At 40.8% G+C, this 20,125-nt stretch carries 15 protein-coding genes and 1 tRNA gene; 8 read left to right on the forward strand and 8 right to left on the reverse strand.

Features of this window, described 5'->3' with window-relative positions; all coding sequences use genetic code 11:
* Position 1 precedes the first annotated feature (1 nt).
* From B1202_RS14180 to B1202_RS14205, 6 genes are all read right to left on the reverse strand, one after another.
* Positions 2-811: a polysaccharide deacetylase family protein gene (locus B1202_RS14180; RefSeq protein WP_078191259.1), complete on the reverse strand. Its 810-nt coding sequence runs from the start codon at positions 809-811 to the stop codon at positions 2-4.
* Between the two features lie 139 nt (positions 812-950).
* The gene (locus tag B1202_RS14185; protein WP_078191260.1) at positions 951-2,420 is read right to left on the reverse strand and encodes a phosphoethanolamine transferase; all 1,470 of its coding nucleotides are present in this window, start codon (positions 2,418-2,420) and stop codon (positions 951-953) included.
* An 88-nt stretch (positions 2,421-2,508) separates the two neighbouring features.
* Positions 2,509-3,402 (reverse strand): mitochondrial fission ELM1 family protein, encoded by an 894-nt coding sequence (locus B1202_RS14190; RefSeq protein WP_078191261.1) that lies wholly within the window; start codon positions 3,400-3,402, stop codon positions 2,509-2,511.
* A gap of 82 nt (positions 3,403-3,484) precedes the next feature.
* Positions 3,485-4,411: a branched-chain amino acid transaminase gene (locus tag B1202_RS14195; protein WP_078191262.1), complete on the reverse strand. Its 927-nt coding sequence runs from the start codon at positions 4,409-4,411 to the stop codon at positions 3,485-3,487.
* Between the two features lie 18 nt (positions 4,412-4,429).
* Positions 4,430-7,189 (reverse strand): bifunctional [glutamate--ammonia ligase]-adenylyl-L-tyrosine phosphorylase/[glutamate--ammonia-ligase] adenylyltransferase, encoded by a 2,760-nt coding sequence (gene glnE, locus B1202_RS14200; protein ID WP_078191263.1) that lies wholly within the window; start codon positions 7,187-7,189, stop codon positions 4,430-4,432.
* 92 nt (positions 7,190-7,281) lie between these two features.
* Positions 7,282-8,568 carry a sensor histidine kinase gene (locus tag B1202_RS14205; RefSeq protein WP_078191264.1) on the reverse strand — a complete coding sequence of 429 codons (1,287 nt, stop codon included), beginning with the start codon at positions 8,566-8,568 and terminating at the stop codon, positions 7,282-7,284.
* A 1,121-nt stretch (positions 8,569-9,689) separates the two neighbouring features.
* Between B1202_RS14205 and B1202_RS14210 the strand changes: the two genes are divergently transcribed.
* On the forward strand, positions 9,690-11,924 hold the full coding sequence (locus tag B1202_RS14210) for an NADP-dependent isocitrate dehydrogenase (protein WP_078191265.1): 2,235 nt from the start codon (positions 9,690-9,692) through the stop codon (positions 11,922-11,924).
* Positions 11,925-12,042: 118 nt separating this feature from the next.
* Here the strand turns inward: B1202_RS14210 and B1202_RS14215 are convergent, their stop codons facing one another.
* Together B1202_RS14215 and B1202_RS14220 are read right to left on the reverse strand one after the other, a co-directional pair.
* Positions 12,043-12,393, reverse strand: coding sequence for a DUF3147 family protein (locus B1202_RS14215; protein WP_078191266.1), 351 nt, complete (start codon positions 12,391-12,393; stop codon positions 12,043-12,045).
* Between the two features lie 172 nt (positions 12,394-12,565).
* Positions 12,566-12,652 (reverse strand) — tRNA-Leu (locus B1202_RS14220).
* A gap of 179 nt (positions 12,653-12,831) precedes the next feature.
* Here B1202_RS14220 and queA point away from each other — a divergent pair.
* The 7 genes from queA (at position 12,832) to secD (ending at position 20,120) form a co-directional block, all read left to right on the forward strand.
* A complete protein-coding gene (gene queA, locus B1202_RS14225; protein WP_078191326.1) occupies positions 12,832-13,872 on the forward strand; it encodes a tRNA preQ1(34) S-adenosylmethionine ribosyltransferase-isomerase QueA in 1,041 nt (346 codons plus the stop codon).
* Between the two features lie 21 nt (positions 13,873-13,893).
* A complete protein-coding gene (locus tag B1202_RS14230) occupies positions 13,894-14,922 on the forward strand; it encodes a hypothetical protein (RefSeq protein ID WP_078191267.1) in 1,029 nt (342 codons plus the stop codon).
* Between the two features lie 54 nt (positions 14,923-14,976).
* Complete coding sequence (locus B1202_RS14235) at positions 14,977-15,543, forward strand: LemA family protein (RefSeq protein WP_078191268.1); 567 nt, start codon at positions 14,977-14,979, stop codon at positions 15,541-15,543.
* 80 nt (positions 15,544-15,623) lie between these two features.
* Complete coding sequence (locus B1202_RS14240; RefSeq protein WP_078191269.1) at positions 15,624-16,520, forward strand: DUF4303 domain-containing protein; 897 nt, start codon at positions 15,624-15,626, stop codon at positions 16,518-16,520.
* Positions 16,521-16,600: 80 nt separating this feature from the next.
* Positions 16,601-17,731, forward strand: coding sequence for a tRNA guanosine(34) transglycosylase Tgt (gene tgt, locus B1202_RS14245; protein WP_078191270.1), 1,131 nt, complete (start codon positions 16,601-16,603; stop codon positions 17,729-17,731).
* A 106-nt stretch (positions 17,732-17,837) separates the two neighbouring features.
* Positions 17,838-18,167 (forward strand): preprotein translocase subunit YajC, encoded by a 330-nt coding sequence (gene yajC / locus B1202_RS14250; RefSeq protein ID WP_078191271.1) that lies wholly within the window; start codon positions 17,838-17,840, stop codon positions 18,165-18,167.
* 54 nt (positions 18,168-18,221) lie between these two features.
* Positions 18,222-20,120 (forward strand): protein translocase subunit SecD, encoded by a 1,899-nt coding sequence (gene secD / locus B1202_RS14255; RefSeq protein ID WP_078191272.1) that lies wholly within the window; start codon positions 18,222-18,224, stop codon positions 20,118-20,120.
* The last annotated feature ends 5 nt before the right edge of the window (positions 20,121-20,125 follow it).

The raw sequence follows: 20,125 nt of genomic DNA on the forward strand, positions 1-20,125 counted from the left end.
CTCAACCCTCTCGCTTACCTAATTTGAGTCTTAACTTCACTGCAAACATCGAGTCTTTACCACTAATTTTAATACGACGTAATTGCATAAAATCAGGACTAAAGTCATCAATGCCTTCTATGGTGGTCACAGCATTGGTATAGCCAGCTTGTTTTGCTAGTCCGACATCACGTTCCGAATATATTCCAAATGGATAAGCAAAACTATGTACCGATTTTCCTGTCATTTCTTCTAATTGCTGCTTCGATTGAGTTAACTCAGAAAGACACGCTTCATCATTCAATTTATCTAGATTTGCATGCGTCATGGTATGTGAGCCAATTTCAACTAAACCACTAGCTGCCAATTGTTTGACTTGCTCATCATTCAACTTAGGCTCACGTGCTAACTCACCACTATTATGATGGGCTTTCTTATAGGTTGACCAATCTCGGTCATGTCGATCTACCACCACGTAAATCGTGGCTTTCGCTTGATATTTTTCTAAAATCGGAAAGGCATGTTCTAAATTATCTAGATATCCGTCATCGAAGGTAATCGCAACGGTTTTTTCAGGATGTTTTCCCCAGTCATCTTGTAGTTCTTGCATGGTCACAAAATGAAAACCTTCGGACTTCATCCACGCCACTTGCTTTTCAAACTCTTCAGGCTTTACTCGCAGCTTATTAAATTTTGCACCATCAATATGCTGACGAACCATGTGATACATCAATACACGCGGTTTCTTCCAATCGACTGCAGGTTTCCACCAAGCATATTTGTAGCTGAATGCAATCACCAATAACAGAAGAATAAGAACAATATAAATCACAGGGATAAGCCTTTAAGCACACTCAGGCTATGTTGCCACACGCTCTAATGCTTTAAAAGTACAAGCCTGTAATTTCCTTGATTCTAAAAGATTTCGCTGACCGTATTTAGCCCCATATGAATGAGCATGAGTCCGATTGCTACAGACCTTTTAAAGACTGATATGGCACATAATCATCCCAATCAAAAACAGTGACATTTTGATTGTCTTCGATATTCTTCAACGATTTTTTAGGATCTAATAAAGCTGATTTCACCCCCAATAAATCTGCATAAATATGCATATAATCGTAGGCACTGACAGTCTTGTTATAGTGGTTTTTGGCCTGCGCATCGCTACGTAATACAAAAAATGGGACCTGATAATTATCTTTAAATTCATTATCTACATGATATGAATCTTCATCTACGGTCATACCATGATCAGAAAAATACGTTACAGTGAAACTACGCTGATCAGCCTTTAAAGACTTATAAATCTGCTCTATAAAGTGATCCAACTTATTGATCGAAGATAAATAACAATTAATGGTTTCAGGCTTATTCGCATACATACGTGGTGCCTTAAACAGACGTTCACACGCATCTGGATGTGAGCCCATCATATGAATAAAAATCACATTTTTTTGCTTAGCATATTTCTTTAACTGAGCCTGTAAGATTTCGACCATTTTGTCATCGTCGATATTACTCGACATATAGTTACCACTTTTCAGGAAGAACTGATGATCGGCATGAATGGCAATCTTAGAAATCGCCGTATCATTTTTCCCCATAAATCCCTGATTTGAAATCCACATGGTGTTATAGCCAGCTTGTTTTGCAAGCGTCACCACATTTTTTGCAATTTGAGGTTCACGGTTTTGATCGACCAGAGTCAGCGTTCGAGTCAGACTGGTTACCGTATTTGGTGCTGTCGCGATGTAATGATCTACAACATCTAGTGGCATCTGATTTAAAAAAGGCGTGGTATCGTCTTTCGCACCGTAAAGTGATAAATGGTCTCGCTGAACACTCTCACCAATGATAATCACTTGATTATCATAGCTAGCATTCACCTGCTGAATTTCCCAATCGACATCTTGCACATTATCTTCAAGGAGTTTGGCCTCTTCTTGTTTATATTTAACCGTCGCCAGTGCAGTTTGAACACCAAACACACTGACTCCGTTTGCAATAAAGATAAGTGCCAAAATCAGCTTGCGATAATTTCCCTGAAGGGTTGGATTAAAAAATAAAATATAAAAACAGAGACTTAAAAAAATAATTATCGCAAAAACAATATATTTTGGATCGACTACAGATAAAAATTCAAAGGCTTCATTGGTATTACTTTGAAACATTGATGCCACGATTCCCAAAGACATGTGTCCTTGTAAGAACCCCGTCCCACTTGCAATATACAGGCTAATGACAAAAAACAGCGCAAGGAAAATGTACTTAAAAATACGACTATGTAGTTGTTTTACTGCAATGAAAAAAAACGTACTCGAAAGAACCAAAACAAAGAATAAAGGAGCATCTTTGATTTCAGATAAATAGTCCCAAAAACCCAACCCAACGCAAAACCCAATTGAAAGCAAAAATGGAAACAAATAGGTTTTTAGCATTGACCCGACAACCCTGTAATATTATTCAAACATTTTCGAGATAGACTGAAATGTTGGTAGAAATTTTTCGTCGGGTATTATCTATACTTTAGGGACCGAGTACAATCTTTTTGGCGATACGGTCAGTTTCTTTAAATTCGGTAGCGAGATTCAAATCAGTTAAAGTGGTCTGTAACGACACCAAGCCTTGTTTTAAAATTTCATCTACCGACTTGGTAATCCGGTCTTCCTTCAACCGATCCACTTCAATCACCCCGACTTTACAACCCGCGGTGAGTGCCTCGTAAATCATTGAAACACTATCTTCAGTCACCCAAACTGCTTCGGCTTTTTGCATTTCTTCAAAAATCCAACCTTGCGGCGTATCCTCAACAGGGAAAATCTGCAATTTTTCAATATTTTTCAACTGCGTTAATTCTGCTAAAAATTCTTTCGGGGTACGCCGTGAAGTGGTCAAAATGATTTCTGAATTTGGATTGTGTTCGACTATCTGTTCAATTGCATGAAGTACTTTAGCCGCATTCCACTGATGGCGTTTTGAAGAGCCACCCAAAGCGATTAGGATTCGACCATGCTGATGCCGCTCTTCATTTACAATTGGATTTAACGCACCTTGTGTCGTTAGTACTTTATTTGATGCTTGAATACCATCGTGCTGTGGAATCACCGCATAATCAAACCATGCAAACGGCAAGCTTGGCTTCATTAAAATAATGGTTTTGGCTTTGTTATACACTTTGCCCAACAGCCATACCCTAAAATGTGTATGGCTGCCGACACCAAAAATATAGGTTGGCTCGTGTTCTACGGCATGAAGCTGATGGCTAAATAGCGCAGAAAAAAGTGTCACTATAGGCAAATCATCAATTGAAATTTCTTGAAATGTGACTACTTCCTGAGATTGGCGCTGCATGGCTTTAAATAAACCCAAAGCTTGTGAGCGATGTCCCGCTTTACCATCACTGACATAAACAATATGCATAGTCACGTTCCAAAAATTCAATATCTTCAAGCCAATAAAAAAGGCGAAACTTAGTTTCGCCTTTTCATCTTAACCGATCAGCTTATTTTACGTAAGTTAACCAGTGTGCATATTTAGGGTCTTTACCCTGAACCGCATTAAAGAATGCAGTTTGGATTTGCTCAGTGATTGGACCACGACAGCCTTCACCAATTTGACGGTCATCATATTCACGGATTGGCGTCACTTCAGCAGCAGTACCTGTGAAGAATGCTTCATCAGCGATATAGAATTCGTCACGTGTAATACGACGTTCAACCACTTCAAAACCAAGGTCTTTCGCAATCGTAATAATGGTTTGACGCGTAATACCATCAAGTGCACCACCCGCGATGTCAGGAGTATGAATCACGCCATCACGTACTAAGAATACGTTTTCGCCTGAACCTTGACATACATAACCTTGTGGGTCGAGTAACATTGCTTCGTCATAGCCTGCATGTGCCACTTCTTGGTGTGCAAGAATTGACAAAGTATAGTTACCAGATGCTTTTGCTTTACACATGGTCACGTTTGGATGATGGTGCGTAAATGAAGACGTTTTAACACGAATACCCTTCGCCATCGCTTCATCACCAAGGTAAGCACCCCAGCTCCATGCAGCAACAACAGCATGAATTGTATTGTCAGTTGCTGCAATACCTAATTTTTCTGAACCAATAAAAATAATTGGACGTAGGTAGCAAGAAGCCAACTTGTTTTCACGAACCACATCAATTTGAGCTTGTTCTAATGCTGCATGATCAAATGGGACTTTCATTTGATAAATTTTTGCAGAATTTAATAAACGCTTAGTGTGTTCTTTTAAACGGAAAATAGCCGTTCCATTCGGAGTTTCATAAGCACGGACGCCTTCAAACACACCCATGCTGTAATGCAATGTATGTGTTAATACGTGAGTTTTCGCCTCACGCCAGTCAACCAATTGTCCATCTTGCCAAATAAAACCATCACGATCAGCCAAGTTCATGGCACACACTCCAAATTTTTATACACAGTCATTTTTATCCAATGCAAACGTTGCAGTTGGATCAATTAATCTTTGCCATAGCTTGCAAACGACCACTCGGGTATCGTGCCAATCGTCAGCTGAAACTTGCATGGATTGATTCGCAAGTGCTAAACGGTGGCTCTCGGCTCGTTCACGGAGATAAGCTTGAATCAATGCTGTCGCATCGGCGCTGGATAAGCAATCCGTTCTTGCGGCATCCTCAAGGATTCGTACGTTGTCAGAGTAATGGGCGAGATCGGGATTCGACCCACTCCATGCTAATACTGCATACTGTGCCATAAATTCGATGTCAACGATACCACCTGCATCTTGTTTTAAATGAAAAATTCCATCTTTTTGCTGCTCTTTGGAAGAACCTAGATGGTCTTTCATTTTTTGGCGCATTTTGAGCACTTCTGCACGAACATTGTTCTCATCTCGTGGCTGAGTCAAAATATTGCAACGCAAGTTTTCAATTTCAATCCGCAAACTGTGCTCACCTGCAATGGTTCTAGCACGTACCAAAGCTTGATGCTCCCAGACCCAAGCATTTTTATGTTGATATTGCTCAAAGGCTTTTAAGCTGGTCACCAATAACCCCGCTTCTCCCGAAGGTCGTAAACGTGTATCCACTTCATACACTCGACCATCTAGGGTTTGCGTGGTCATTAAGGACATAAATTTTTGTGCAACCCGCATGGCAAATTCAAAGCCACTAATTGGTTTTTGTCCATCGGTATCGGCTTGTTCGTCCATATAGTGAATAAATACCAAATCCAAGTCCGAACCATAACCCAGCTCGATGCCACCCACCTTGCCATAGCCAATTACCGCGAAAGCCGTGTGATCAATCGAACAACGCTGCCCTTCTGCATCAATTGGATAGCCATGTTTTTTGGCAACAATTTGATATGCCAAATGCAAGGTTGCATTCACCGACACTTCTGCAATATCGGTCAATGCATCCGATACTTTCATCAACGGACTTTCTGCCAAAACATCACTAGCAGCAACCGCTAAGACATTGGATTTTTTAAATAATCGAAGAACGCGCATTTGATCTTCAACTTGATCAATTTCAATGCGAAGCAATTGTTGACGTAGAGAATCTTCTAAATCTTTACGCTTTGGCAGCTCAAAATCCATCGACAAAAACTCATCCAACAGCACGGGATAATGCGTCAATTCTTCGCAGATCCAAGGACTCACTGTTGCCATTTTCACTAATCGTTGTAATGCTCCTTTGCTCTCAATCAGCATCACCAAATAGACCGTACGGCGCAGCACCGACTCCACCAAAGGCATGAGACGTAGTAAGGCCACCTGAGGTTTATCTGACTGTAATATCGCCTCAATGAGATGCGGCCAAAAGGTTTTTAAACGCTGTACTGCTTTGGCAGGTAATTTTTTCAGCGCATGTCCATACCAAAATTCATGAATTAAGTTTTTGGCATCATCATCTAAAACATCGTTCAACTGGGCTTCTAAATGACTAAAGCTTTCCAGTAACGGATCGGGTTCTTTTTCTTTAATAAGATGTTCAAATTGATAAATGACTTTGGCGCGTTTCTGATTGAGTACATTCAAAAAGTCATCCCAAGATGCAAAACCTAAAGTATCTAAAATGCGCTGGCGGGGTTCAGGCTCATGTGGCAACGATTGGGTTTGCTGATCATTGAGTGCTTGAATCGCATGTTCAATACGACGTAAAAATAAATACGCATCTTCTAAATCAGCAACTGCAGTTTTTTCTAATAATCCAACTTCACCTAAATGATGCAGACTCACTAAACATTGACGGTCTTGCAGCTCGAGTTTTGAACCGCCATAGATGAGCTGAAAAACTTGAACAATAAACTCTACTTCACGAATTCCGCCTGCACCGAGTTTAATATCATCTTCGATATTACGACGCAGCACTTCACGTTCGATCATGGCTTTCATTTCACGCATGGCTTCGAAAGCGGTGTAATCGACATATTTACGGAAGACGAAAGGTCGGGTCATTTCCAGCAACTCAGCGCCTTCTTTACCGCCCGTGACGATACGTGCCTTAATCCAGGCATAGCGTTCCCATTCCCGGCCATGCTGGCTTAAGTATTTTTCTAATGCTGCATGACTGATTGCCAAGGCAGAACCATCACCCCATGGGCGAAGGCGCATATCTACACGAAAAACAAAACCATCTGCGGTAATATGGTCAAGCAGGTAAATTAATTTTTGCCCCCATAAAATACAGAACTGCTGCACATCGATACATTTTCGACCGTTGGTTTCACCCTGTTCATCAAAGGCAAATATAAGATCAATATCACTTGAAAGATTAAGCTCCTGTGCGCCAAGTTTTCCCATGGCAACCACAATCAGGTCTTGAACTTTCCCCTTATAGCCTAGCGGTTCGCCATATTTCGCAATCAACGGATTCAGTGCAAAATCTTTTGCCGCACAGATAGAAGCATCGGCAAAGTCTGAAAGCTCTCGAGTTAAAGTAACGACATCGGTGAGTTGATTGGCATCTTGCCAAATCCAACGGAACATGAGGCGTGCGCGCAGCACACGAATTGCACGCATCCAGCTATTTTCATCTTGGATATCAGCGAGGCTGCTTGCGACAAAATGTTGAATTTGTGCTGTACTGAGCGAGGTTTGAAACTGATCAATTGCATAGTCTTGTTCTAAACTGGCCTGATGGATTCCGAGCACCTGTTCAGCATATTGACTGGCACGTAATGTTTTCTGCAATTGCTCCGCATTCATTTCACAAACCCTAGCGTGATTTTTTTCTAGTTATAACAGTTGATAACGCTTAGGGAAAAGTATTTTTAGGCTTTTATACCAATAGACGGACTTTAAAGTTCGCTTAAGGTCGCATCTTTCTGTGCGCTGCTACTCTCTGTACTTAAGGTTTGATGCAGACTCGTCGCCTTTGGCAACCAGACTTTAAATTGTGTGCCTTCACCTTCTTTCGAGTTCACCACAATTTCACCCTGATTTAAGTCCACAAAACGTTTACAAAGCACTAAACCCAACCCCGTACCACGTTCTCCTGCTGTACCTTTAATACTAACCGTCAGTTTTTGCTGAAATAAATCATCAATCTGAGCTTGGGTCATGCCCAATCCAGTATCCTGAATGGTGAATAAAATCCGTTCGCCATCTCGTTCGGCAGAAATCGTCACCACACCTCGTCCATCGGTATGAGTAAATTTCAATGCATTTGACACCAAGTTTTGCATCACTGACGTGATCATATTGATATCTGCATTGACTTTAATGCCTTCAGGCACGGCATTGATCAGTCGAATATTTTTCTTCACAGCCAAGCTATTTAAGACATCACTGACGATTTTTGCAGACTGATGTAAATCAAAATTAATCGGGTGATAAACAAAGCGACCACCTTCTGCCATAGCCCAGTTTAATAAGCTTTCTAAGAGGTTATACGTCGACTGTGTGGTGTCATATAAATAGTCCGCAATATTTTGCACACTTGAATCATCTAAGGTATTGCGTTCCTGCGCCAAAACTTCAGAAAAGCCCAATAGACCATGAAATGGCGCTCTTAAATCATGAGCAATAATTTGGAAAAATTTAGTCTTACTAAAATTCAGTGCCGACTGCTGTTCATAGGCTTCTTTTAATTCGGCATTTTCAACACGGAGTTGAATGATGTTGACTAGACTTTGTACAAATTCTTCAACGATCTTTAATTGTTTGGCTTCAAATGCAGTGACTTGATCATCAAACAAAATCACTTTACCAATAGAGTCTTGATCATATTTTAAATCGAAAGCCACTAGACGCTGATGTCCTAAACCCAGTTCCTGCATATAGTCGCAGTAAGCTTGGTAATTTTCAGCGTCGCGATCTATACGGGAATGTTCAGCAAAAAACTGATCGAGACGATCATCGTCAGCTTCGGCCAAAAAGGCTTTAAATGTGTGCTCTGAGGCATACCAGATATAAGGCTCATTTTTAAACGCTAGGACGGCGTTATCGACTTGCACGATACTGCGCGCGAACTTTAAAAATTCTGCAATGCGGTTGTCATCAGTATAAACCCCCATCAATAAAGACAAACGACAGGCGGTCAATAATTCGGTTTGTGTCCCAATATCTAGTAAACGTAAAGCCATCCTGTTGCTCTCCTCAGGGTTTATCTCATCGATAAAAACCAACTGCTACGATCAAGATTAATAGCAAAAATAGCCAGAACACTCAATAACAAATTCTAACAAAAAGACCAAGATCATTTACGAATCAGTCATTTAATCGAACTTTCATCCAATTAGAAAATAAAAAAATCTATAAAGAACATCAGATTAAATGCAATACAAAAATTAAAATAATAAAATTAGAAACTTAAATTAATTTAAATTTTATTGACTGTTTATTTTAAATCGTACTTTTCGCGTTTTATTCAAACTAAAAACACGACCAAAAGAAACATTCATTTACATAAGACCTAAAAAACTAGGCTTAATTTTCTTTAACCACATCACAAAAAATAGTGATATTTATGACTATTCTATGACCAAATTGCTCAACAAAATGCTCGTTTCAATCAGCTACACTAAATGAATCTATTTTTAAGTTTTTCTATTAGACTAATTTATTAGTTTTTATCAGTTGAGCATGTCATTGCTGCTTCAAACAAAACTGTCTCGCTTTTAATTTATTAAACTAAGCTAAAGATTCGATTCATGCTTCTGCTCTACATGAAATCACGCATTCAATCGACTAAGGCTAAAAATAGCCATGCCTTATTCATCAGATATATAAGTTATCGCATAAACATTCCGCGAGCGTTCAAAGTCAAACGGAGCATCAAATTCACGTCGTTCTTTTATAAACGCCCCAATCCTGATGAATTTTCGAACTTACGCACCAAATCTACACCTAAAAGCTAAGGCTTTCGGTTTGACCTGCCCTACGCTTTGCTTTACAACTAAAATTCGAACGAGCCATAAAGAACAGATCAGCCCCAAGAAAACGATATAAATTTAATTGTTCAATAGCTTTAAGCTATGAATAACAAGCTTTCAATATTCCCCTTCTCGGTTTTGCGCTAAAATTGGGCGTCAAACTGCACTTCTTTTGTATCATTTTTCTACGAAATGACCACATCACAGGATCTTGCGTTGACTGAAAAGCAATGAACCCCGATACTTTCATAGTTTTATTTAAGCAAATCGGTTCATAGAGGCGAGCCACAAGCTCGGACCTCAAAGACACAATCTAAAGCAAGGGGCTATATATGGCTGGTGGAAAGTCAACTATCATCTACACACTGACCGACGAGGCGCCATTATTGGCGACTTACTCTCTGCTGCCGATCATTGAAACCTTTACTAAACCTGCTGGCGTTGAAATCGTTAAACGCGATATCTCAGTTGCAGCACGTGTACTCGCTGAATTTTCAGGCTACCTAAGCGAAGAACAAAAGGTGCCAAATAACTTGGCAGAGCTTGGACAATTAACCCAAGATCCAAGCACAAACATTATCAAACTTCCGAACATCAGTGCTTCAGTTGGCCAATTAACTGCTTGCATTAAAGAATTACAGTCTAAAGGTTTTGCAGTTCCGAACTACCCAGAAAACCCAGCGACTGAGGAAGAAAAAGAAATCAAGGCGCGTTATAGCAAATGCCTAGGTTCTGCTGTAAACCCTGTACTTCGTGAAGGTAACTCTGACCGTCGTGCGCCTACTGCAGTAAAAAATTACGCGAAGAAACATCCGCACTCTATGAGCGAATGGAAACAGTGGTCACAAACTCACGTTTCTCACATGGACGAAGGTGACTTCTACCACGGCGAAAAGTCTATGACTTTAGACCGCGCTCGCAATGTAAAAATGGAATTGATCACTAAGTCTGGTGAAACTGTTGTTCTTAAGCCAAAAGTTGCGCTTCAAGACGGCGAAATCATCGACTCAATGTTCATGAGCAAAAAAGCACTTTGCGACTTCTATGAAAAAGAATTAGATGATTGTAAAGAAGCAGGCATTTTATTCTCTCTACACGTAAAAGCGACCATGATGAAGGTGTCTCACCCAATCGTTTTCGGTCACTGTGTGAAGATTTACTACAAAGATGCATTCGAAAAACACGGCAAATTGTTTGATGAGTTAGGTATTAACATCAACAACGGTATGTCTGGTCTTTACGAAAAAATTGAAACTCTTCCGACTTCTCTTCGTGAAGAAATCATTGCTGACTTACATGCTTGCCAAGAACACCGTCCTGCTCTTGCAATGGTTGATTCTGCAAAAGGCATCACTAACTTCCACTCACCTAACGACGTAATTGTAGATGCATCTATGCCTGCAATGATCCGTGGTGGCGGTAAAATGTGGGGTGCTGACGGCAAACAGTACGACTGTAAAGCTGTAATGCCTGAATCTACTTTCGCGCGTATCTACCAAGAAATGATCAATTTCTGTAAATGGAATGGTAACTTTGACCCACGTACTATGGGTACAGTTCCTAACGTTGGTTTGATGGCGCAAAAAGCTGAAGAATACGGCTCACACGACAAAACTTTCGAAATCGCTGAAGCGGGTGTTGCAAACATCACTGACCTAGAAACTGGTGAAGTGTTGATGTCACAAAACGTGGAAGAAGGCGATATCTGGCGTATGTGCCAAGTGAAAGACGCTCCAATCCGTGACTGGGTGAAACTTGCTGTGACTCGTGCACGCAACTCAGGCATGCCTGCGATCTTCTGGCTTGACCCGTACCGTCCACACGAAAACGAACTCATCAAGAAAGTTCAAACTTACTTGAAAGAGCACGACACTACTGGTTTAGACATTCAAATCATGTCTCAAGTACGTGCTATGCGTTATACACTTGAACGTGTTGCTCGTGGCCTAGATACAATTTCTGTAACTGGTAACATCCTACGTGACTACCTAACAGACTTGTTCCCGATTATGGAATTGGGTACTTCTGCGAAAATGCTTTCTATCGTGCCTCTAATGGCTGGTGGCGGCATGTACGAAACTGGTGCGGGTGGTTCTGCGCCTAAACACGTGCAACAACTTGTAGAAGAAAACCACTTACGTTGGGATTCTTTAGGTGAGTTCTTGGCGCTTGCTGTTTCTCTAGAAGAAATGGGCATCAAAGAAGACAACGCGAAAGCTAAACTTCTTGCAAATACACTTGATGCTGCGACTGGTAAATTGCTTGACAATGACAAGTCTCCATCACGTCGTACTGGCGAACTAGACAACCGTGGCAGCCACTTCTACCTTGCTAAATACTGGGCTGAAGAACTTGCTGCGCAAGACGAAGATGCAGATCTTAAAGCGAAATTCGCCCCTCTTGCTCAAGCACTTGCTGACAACGAAGAAAAAATCGTTGCAGAACTTGCTGAAGTTCAAGGTAAAGCTGCGGACATCGGTGGTTACTACGCTGTAGATACAGCGAAAGTAAATGCTGTAATGCGTCCAAGCGCAACTTTGAATGCTGCTCTTGATGCTGCTCAATAAGTTGATGCAAAACTAACGCAAGTTAGTGATGTAAAAAACCAGCGCGAAAGCGCTGGTTTTTTATTGCCTGTAATTCTTATTCTAAAATTCAACTCATAAATAAAGGTAAAATATAATTTTAGATTAAATCAATTCCGAAACGATGTAATACAACTGACCATAAAAAAAACAATCCTATTGTAACAACACAGCAAATTACTAACGTCGGCCAAAAACCACAGCGTGCATAAAGTATTGGAAACAATAAAAACATAGGCAGAGTCGGCACTACATACCAAAACGTATACCATGCATGATTTGAAATTTTCTGCGGATCTTGATTTTCAAGTTTCATCCAAATTAATACGAGCACCGTTACAATGGGTAATGCTGCAATCAAACCACCCAAACGATCACTACGTTTAGCTACTTCTGAAATCAATACCACCATTCCAGCCGTCATCGCATATTTTGCAATAAGCCAAAGCATTTTTAGATCCTTTAAAAATGAAGAGGGAAAAGCAAATATTGGAATTATTAATACATACTTTTCATCATAAAAATATTTCTTTTTATTTGAATGTCCAAAACATATTTTATAGATTTAATTACGGGCAATAAAAAACCCCAAGTCTTAATAAGCTTGGGGTCTTTTAGAATTTTGGTCCCGAGGGTCGGACTCGAACCGACACATCATCTCTGATAGTGGATTTTGAATCCACCGCGTCTACCAATTTCACCACCTCGGGAAGGTGTTGAAACGTATAATAAACTGTTTCAAAAACTTGTCAACGCATGATGTTCTCATTTGATTAAAAATAAACCGTATAAGAATTTTTAGATGGATAATCCATCAATTTCAGCGTTAAAACCCAAAAAAGCTTATACTAAGCCAAATTTCATTATCCCCTTTTCAGATTTCTTAAACATGCAACTTTCTGACTTTAACTTCAATCTCCCTGACGAACTCATTGCCCGCTATCCGCTTGAAACACGTAGTGCATCACGCCTGCTCCATCTCGATCTAAATGGCGAATATCACGACCATCATTTCACTGACATTTTAGACTTGCTCAATGAAGGTGACTTATTGGTACTGAACGATACCAAAGTGATGAAAGCTCGCTTAAAAGGCAAACGCGCTACAGGTGGTGCAGTTGAAGTCTTGGTTGAACGTATTCTTGATCCAAAAACCGCACATTGCCACATTAAAGCCAGCAATACGCCTAAAGAAGGTGCGGAATTATTTATTGGTCCAGACGAAGTTAAAGTGACCGTTCAAGGCCGTCATGAAAACTTATTTGTTGTGGAATTTTCACAGCCTATTTTACAAGTTTTAGATTTATACGGTGCTTTACCGATTCCGCCTTACTTTAACCGTGAAGCAGAAGCGATTGATACAGAACGCTATCAAACCGTGTTTAACGATCCAACCAAATTGGCATCTGTTGCAGCACCAACAGCAAGCTTACATTTTGATGAAGCGCTACTCAAAAAATTGGCAGACAAAGGCGTAAATAAAACTTTTGTTACCTTGCATGTGGGTGCTGGTACATTCTTACCCGTGCGCACCAATGACATTGAAAATCACATCATGCACAGCGAATGGTGTGACGTATCAGAAGAATCTATGGCTTTAATCCGTGAGACAAAAGCACGTGGCAATAAGGTCATTGCTGTCGGTACCACCGCGACTCGTGCGACTGAAAGTGCTGCTCAAGCCAATGGCGGCGAACTCAAGGGTTGGACAGGTGATACACAAATCTTTATCTACCCAGGTTATGAGTTCAAAGTAGTCGATCGTTTAATTACCAACTTCCATTTACCTGAGTCTACCCTGCTCATGTTAGTGTCAGCGTTGTCCAATCGAGACAATATTTTGAATGCCTATCACCATGCCGTCGACAGCCAATATCGCTTCTTTAGTTATGGTGATGCGATGTTAATTGATAATATTAACCACAAATAAAATTACGCTGAAATCATCCCTATGCCGATAGATTCTGTAAAGCACTCCATCCATATTCGTCGAAAAAAGAATGCTGTGGTTTTTCAGAATATCGCTCGGCTCTGGGATATAGGCCGAAACGCCAAAACACATCAAGAACTCCTCGATGGGCTACATCCATGGAACGCGCCCATTACGCTCAAATTTGAAAATTTACTGCCCCTAGCTTTAGCTGCGCTGGGTATCGGCTTCATGCTGTTTATTGTGATTCAGCCCGATCATGGCTGGGCACAGCTCTGCTTTGCTGTGGGGTTGGCCATGGTATTCTGGGCCTATATCAGTTATGAAAAAGATGACCCGCTCGAAGAAGTTATTGCGTTTTTAGAAACCGAATGCATTGCTAGAAAATACCAACTGGCTTTTAACCGACAGCCTCAATACATTTCGATGCCGCTGAATAATCTGCAATTTATTGGCAATCTTAAACGCATGTTCCCCGTGTTTAAGCAAGGCAGCCTTTCGAATGACATTCAGACCTTTGCAAGCACCGTTTGGGAAGATGAAAATCAGCAACAGCATCAGGTCATGGTCTTTCATTATCACTATGTGAATGAACTGAAAGTACGTGACAAAGACGGTGATGAAGTCACGGTTAAAGAAATTCATAAAGACCTGTGGGGCGTATTTGTTTTTGATATTGGCATCCATGGACTTGCCGTATCTGCAACAGGCAAAAACTTTGGCTATCCCTATAGTTTTCCTTGGCACAGCAGCGATATTCAAACCAATCAAAAATTAAAGTTTTATGGCGATAACCAAATGGAAATCGCTAAATTACTCAGCCCGGGCTTTGTCCTCCGACTGGCGGATTTTTTTCAAAACCGTGAAGGTGATCTGCTATTTCATCCGAGCCACCGAATAATGTGCTATCTTGGCTCTACAGATTTATTTAAAGTCAGTAGTAAAGCAAAACGAATTCAAGATGTTTCGGCATTGCGTGGGCATCTTAGAACCTTTAAATTAAATGCTTTAGAAAATTTGAAAAACGACTTAACGCAGTTTTTAAAATAGATTTCATACAATAATGTTTTAACTTACGACCTTTTATCTTGAGGATAAAATTTTATGGGGCTTTTGATCTTTGTTTTAATCATCATTGCATTGGTGATTGGCGCAATCATGATTCGCAACAATATTGTCCGACATCACAATGCAACCATTCGTGCATGGTCAGATGTAGCCAGCTATGAACGTCAAAAAATCAAAATTTTAGATGGATTACAGCCTTTGGTTGAGCAATATTCCAATTTTGAACAAGGGACTTTGGCAAAAGTCACTGAACTCCGTCAAAACATTATGAATTTAAACGTCAATAGTACCGATGTCAGCCAATTACAGCGTATTGAAGCCTTAAATCAAGATCTGATGCGCAGCCTGAATGTTGTGGTTGAAAACTATCCTGAGCTCAAAGCCAATGATATTTATCTGAAAATGATGAATGAAATTGAAGAACAAAATGAAAATGTCGGTGCGGCAATTACTATTTTTAACCGCAACGTCGAGTTGTTCAACAACCACATTCAAGTGTTTCCTAACAATATTATTAATACGCTATTGCTGAGTAAAAAAGCGGTTCGCCCTTTCCGCGATCAAGCTGCCAGCCAAAATTTTGATTATCGTCCGAACTTTTAAGTTCGGGCTTTAACGTACCAAAGTAAAAAAATAATGATGAGGTGATCAAGCACCTCCAAAACTAGAAAGAAAAATAAAATATGCAAAATCAAATTAATGCACTGAAAAATGTGCTGATTCAGGCGTTTTTCAAACTCTATGAGCAGCACCAAGACGACCATATTTACGCATGTACGTTGGTGTTCAATCCCTATTTGTCCATGGACTATATCGCAGTCTCTACGCAGCGTAGTATTTTTTCCGAAGATGAAGATTCTGCTCAATATCTTGCAGCGTATGATCGATGGAATGTGTCGAAATGGCGCTATCGTAGCCTACCGTCTTTAAGTCAAGACTTCTCGCAGTTCAAAATGACATCGGTAAATGAAGTGTGTCTTTTAGACCTTGATCCATCTTCAATCGAAAGCTCAATGAAGTCTGAGTCAACTAACCATCTTTCAATCTTGCTCAATGCCATACAACAAACAAAAGTCGACTTGGCTCAGTCCTATGGTATTGAATTGGACAATATTCTGTTTTTTATCACGGTCCCAACACAGCCCGAAATAGAGATTTATTCAGCTCAGGTTTTAAATACACCAAGTACACAGCTTGACGATTTTCTCAAATCCAAACAACCACTCAAGCTCGACAGCTTACCCAAGCGTATGAAGTTGTCTCAGTATGATAAAGACCTGCTGATTGATTTGGCACAAATCGTTGAGATACAACCTTATAACTATTTACATGTTGCCAATGAAGTCTATCTATTAAGCTTAGAAAAAAGCTATGCAACCACGAATCCCTATATTCAAAAGCTCATTGACAGCATCGTGGCCATGACATCGGACCCGAAAGGTACATTTGCGATGGAAAAAGAAGAAATTTTGCAGCGAATTAACCAGTTCTATTTTAATGCCAAGAGTTCAGATGAAGCCATGTCACAAGATGCGATCTATAAATTTACAGACTTAACACCCGACAAAGCTAGCGTTTAACCGCAGAATCAAGGAAAATAGAGCACTTTTAGCACTCTTACCATCAGCGAACTGTTTTTTCGCCTTGATCTGGACCTTGTATGAAGTTTGAAAAATTGGCGCAATCGGGCCGTGCTCGTCGCGGCCGTTTAACCCTTGAACATGGTGTCGTTGAAACACCTATGTTTATGCCTGTCGGTACTTACGGTACTGTAAAAGGCATGCTCCCACGTGACATTAAAGAAATTAAATCCCAAGTTATTTTGGGCAATACTTTCCATTTATATCTACGCCCAGGCCTAGATGTTATTCGTGAACATGGTGGCTTACACCAATTCATGAAATGGAATAACCCGATTTTGACAGATTCAGGCGGTTTCCAAGTCTTCAGCCTTGGCGCTATGCGCAAAATTAAAGAAGATGGCGTAACTTTCCGCTCTCCAATTGACGGCTCTAAAGTCTTTTTATCTCCTGAAATTTCGATGGATATTCAGCACACACTGAATTCAGACATCGTGATGATTTTTGATGAATGTACGCCTTATCCTGCGACACATGAAGAAGCGCAAAAATCATTGCAGCTTTCATTGCGTTGGGCGAAACGTTGTAAGACTCAACATCATGACGTGCTGAAAAACCGTAATGCCCTGTTTGGTATTATCCAAGGCGGCATGTACGAAGATTTACGTGATGAATCTTTAAATGGTCTGAAAGAAATTGATTTTGATGGTTATGCCATTGGCGGCTTGTCTGTTGGCGAACCAAAAGAAGAAATGATCAAAGTATTGGATTATCTTCCAGAGAAAATGCCTGCGGATAAACCACGTTACTTGATGGGTGTTGGTAAACCAGAAGATATCGTAGAAGCGGTTCGTCGCGGTGTCGATATGTTTGACTGTGTGATGCCAACTCGAAATGCACGTAATGGTCATTATTTTGTGACCGACGGTTTAGTGCGTATTCGAAATGCCAAATATCGTCATGATCAAAGTCCACTTGACCCACATTGCGACTGTTATACCTGTACAAACTTCACCAAATCTTATCTCTTCCATCTTGAGAAATGCGGCGAAATGCTCGGTTCGATGCTCGGTACTATTCATAACTTACGTTATTACCTACGTCTAACTGAAGCGATGCGTGATGCTCTCGATCATGGCACTTTTGATGAGTTTGTTGAAGACTTTTATCGTCGTCGCGGCATGGAAGTGCCTCCTTGTCCTCAAGATTAATTCTTTCAGCATTTGCGCTGAAGAAAAAGACAAGGTAAATTGCTGAACAAGTCCAATTTATTTATCAAAGTATTGATAACCAGTTTTTTTAGTTTAGGAAAATGAAATGAGCCTTTTTATTTCTACTGCTCACGCGGCAGGTGAAGCTGCACAGCAACCAAGCATGATGGCAAACCTGTTGATGATTGCGGTATTTGTCGCAATCTTCTACTTCTTGATCTGGCGCCCTCAATCAAAACGTGCAAAAGAACATCGTGCACTAATTGAAAGCCTAGGTGTTGGTAGTGAAGTTGTTTTTGCGGGCGGTTTAATGGGTAAAATCACAAAAATCGAAGGTGATTTTGCAGTTGTTGAACTGAACCGTGGCGTAGAAGTAAAAGTACAACGCGCAAGTGTGATTTCAGTTCTGCCTGAAGGCACTCTAAATAACCTTTAATCAAAAAATAAGTCGTGCACCCGCACGGCTTTTTTCATTTTAAGAAGAAAACGAATGCGTTACCCAGCATGGAAATATCTACTGATTCTAGTGGTACTAGTCATCAGTACATTATATGCCCTGCCAAGTTTGTATCCTGATGAACCTGCTGTTCAAATTTCAGGTGCCAAAGCCGGTACCCAGATTGACCAAAGCATCGTACAAAAAGCAGAGCAGATTTTAAAATCTGAAAATATTGCCAGCCATGACAATAGCTTCACCAATAATGCCGCTTTATTACGTGTTGATTCGAGTGAACAACAATTAAAAGCGAAAGAAGCACTGCGTCGTGGGCTCGGTGAAAATTATGTCGTCGCATTGAACCTTGCGCCAACTACGCCAGAATGGCTACAAAAAATTGGTGCTAAACCAATGAAGCTGGGTCTGGATTTACGTGGTGGTGTACATTTCCTACTTGAAGTGGATATGGATAAAGCCATTTCACAACGTATGGAAACGTCTGCGGCTGACTTACGTCGCCAACTTCGCGACAATAAATTAAAATTCAATAGCTTATCTTTGAACAACAACACCATTACGATGCAATTTGCAAATAATGATGACCGTTCTGCAGCTATGGATTTCCTTCGTCGTAACGGCAATGAATATACTCAACAAGCGGTTGCAACAACAGAAGGTTCGACTCTTCGTCTAAGCTACACAGATACACGTAAACAAGAAATTCAGTCTTATGCTGTCAACCAAAACTTAACGACTTTACGTAACCGTATTAACGAGTTAGGTGTAGCGGAAGCATTGGTGCAAACCCAAGGTAGCAACCGTATTGTGGTTGAATTACCGGGTGTACAAGATACTGCTGAAGCAAAACGTGTGCTTGGTCGTACGGCAAACCTAGAGTTCCGCTTGGTTTCTGACTTAAATGATCAATACATCGATCCATACACAGGTCAAGCAAAAGGCTCATTACCGCCGGGTACAGAGGCATTTGCTTATGAATCTTTGGACAGTGGTCGTCAATTATTGCTTAACCGTAACCGTATCTTAACGGGTGAACGTGTACAAAACGCGTCATCAGGCTTTAGCCAAGATACAGGTGGTGCTGAAGTAAACATTACTTTGGACACTGCGGGCGGTAAGTTGATGTCAGAAGCTACTCGTAATGCTGTAGGCAAACGAATGGCTGTTCTGTTCATTGAGAACAAACAAAAAATTAGTTATGTTGCAGATCCTGCAACAGGTACACAAACTGAAGTTCGTACACCTTATACCGAATCGGTAGTCATCAATGCGGCAACGATTCAAGCTGTATTAGGTTCTCAGTTCCGTATTACTGGTCTAGATTCACCTCAAGAAGCGTCTGAACTTGCATTGATGTTACGTGCAGGTGCATTGGCAGCGCCAATGTACTTCGTTGAAGAACGTGTGATTGGTCCGAGTCTCGGTCAAGAAAACATCGACAAAGGCGTATTATCAACTCAAATCGGTTTCTTATTGGTTGCGATTTGGATGGTGGTCTTCTTCCGTCTATTCGGTTTGATTGCCAACTTTGCTCTCGTGGTTAACCTTGCCATGATTTTAACCATCATGTCTTGGATTGGCGCGTCCCTCACCCTTCCGGGTATTGCAGGTATCGTGATTACCATTGGTATGGCGGTCGATGCCAACGTACTGATCTGTGAGCGGATACGAGAGGAAATTAAATGGGGTGCCTCGCCGAAACAGGCGATTGTTGCGGGTTATGATCGTGCGTATAACACCATCTTTGACTCCAACTTAACCACATTCTTGGTTGCTTTCATTCTGTTCGCAATTGGTACTGGCCCAATTAAAGGCTTCGCGGTTACCCTAATGATTGGTATTGTCTGCTCAATGTTCACAGCAATTACTGTGACACGTGCAATCGTACAAATCATCTATGGTAAAAAACGTAACCTGAAGAAGTTGAGCATTTAGGAGAT

The organism is Acinetobacter amyesii (assembly GCF_002018365.1).
Classification (GTDB): Bacteria; Pseudomonadota; Gammaproteobacteria; order Pseudomonadales; family Moraxellaceae; genus Acinetobacter; species Acinetobacter amyesii.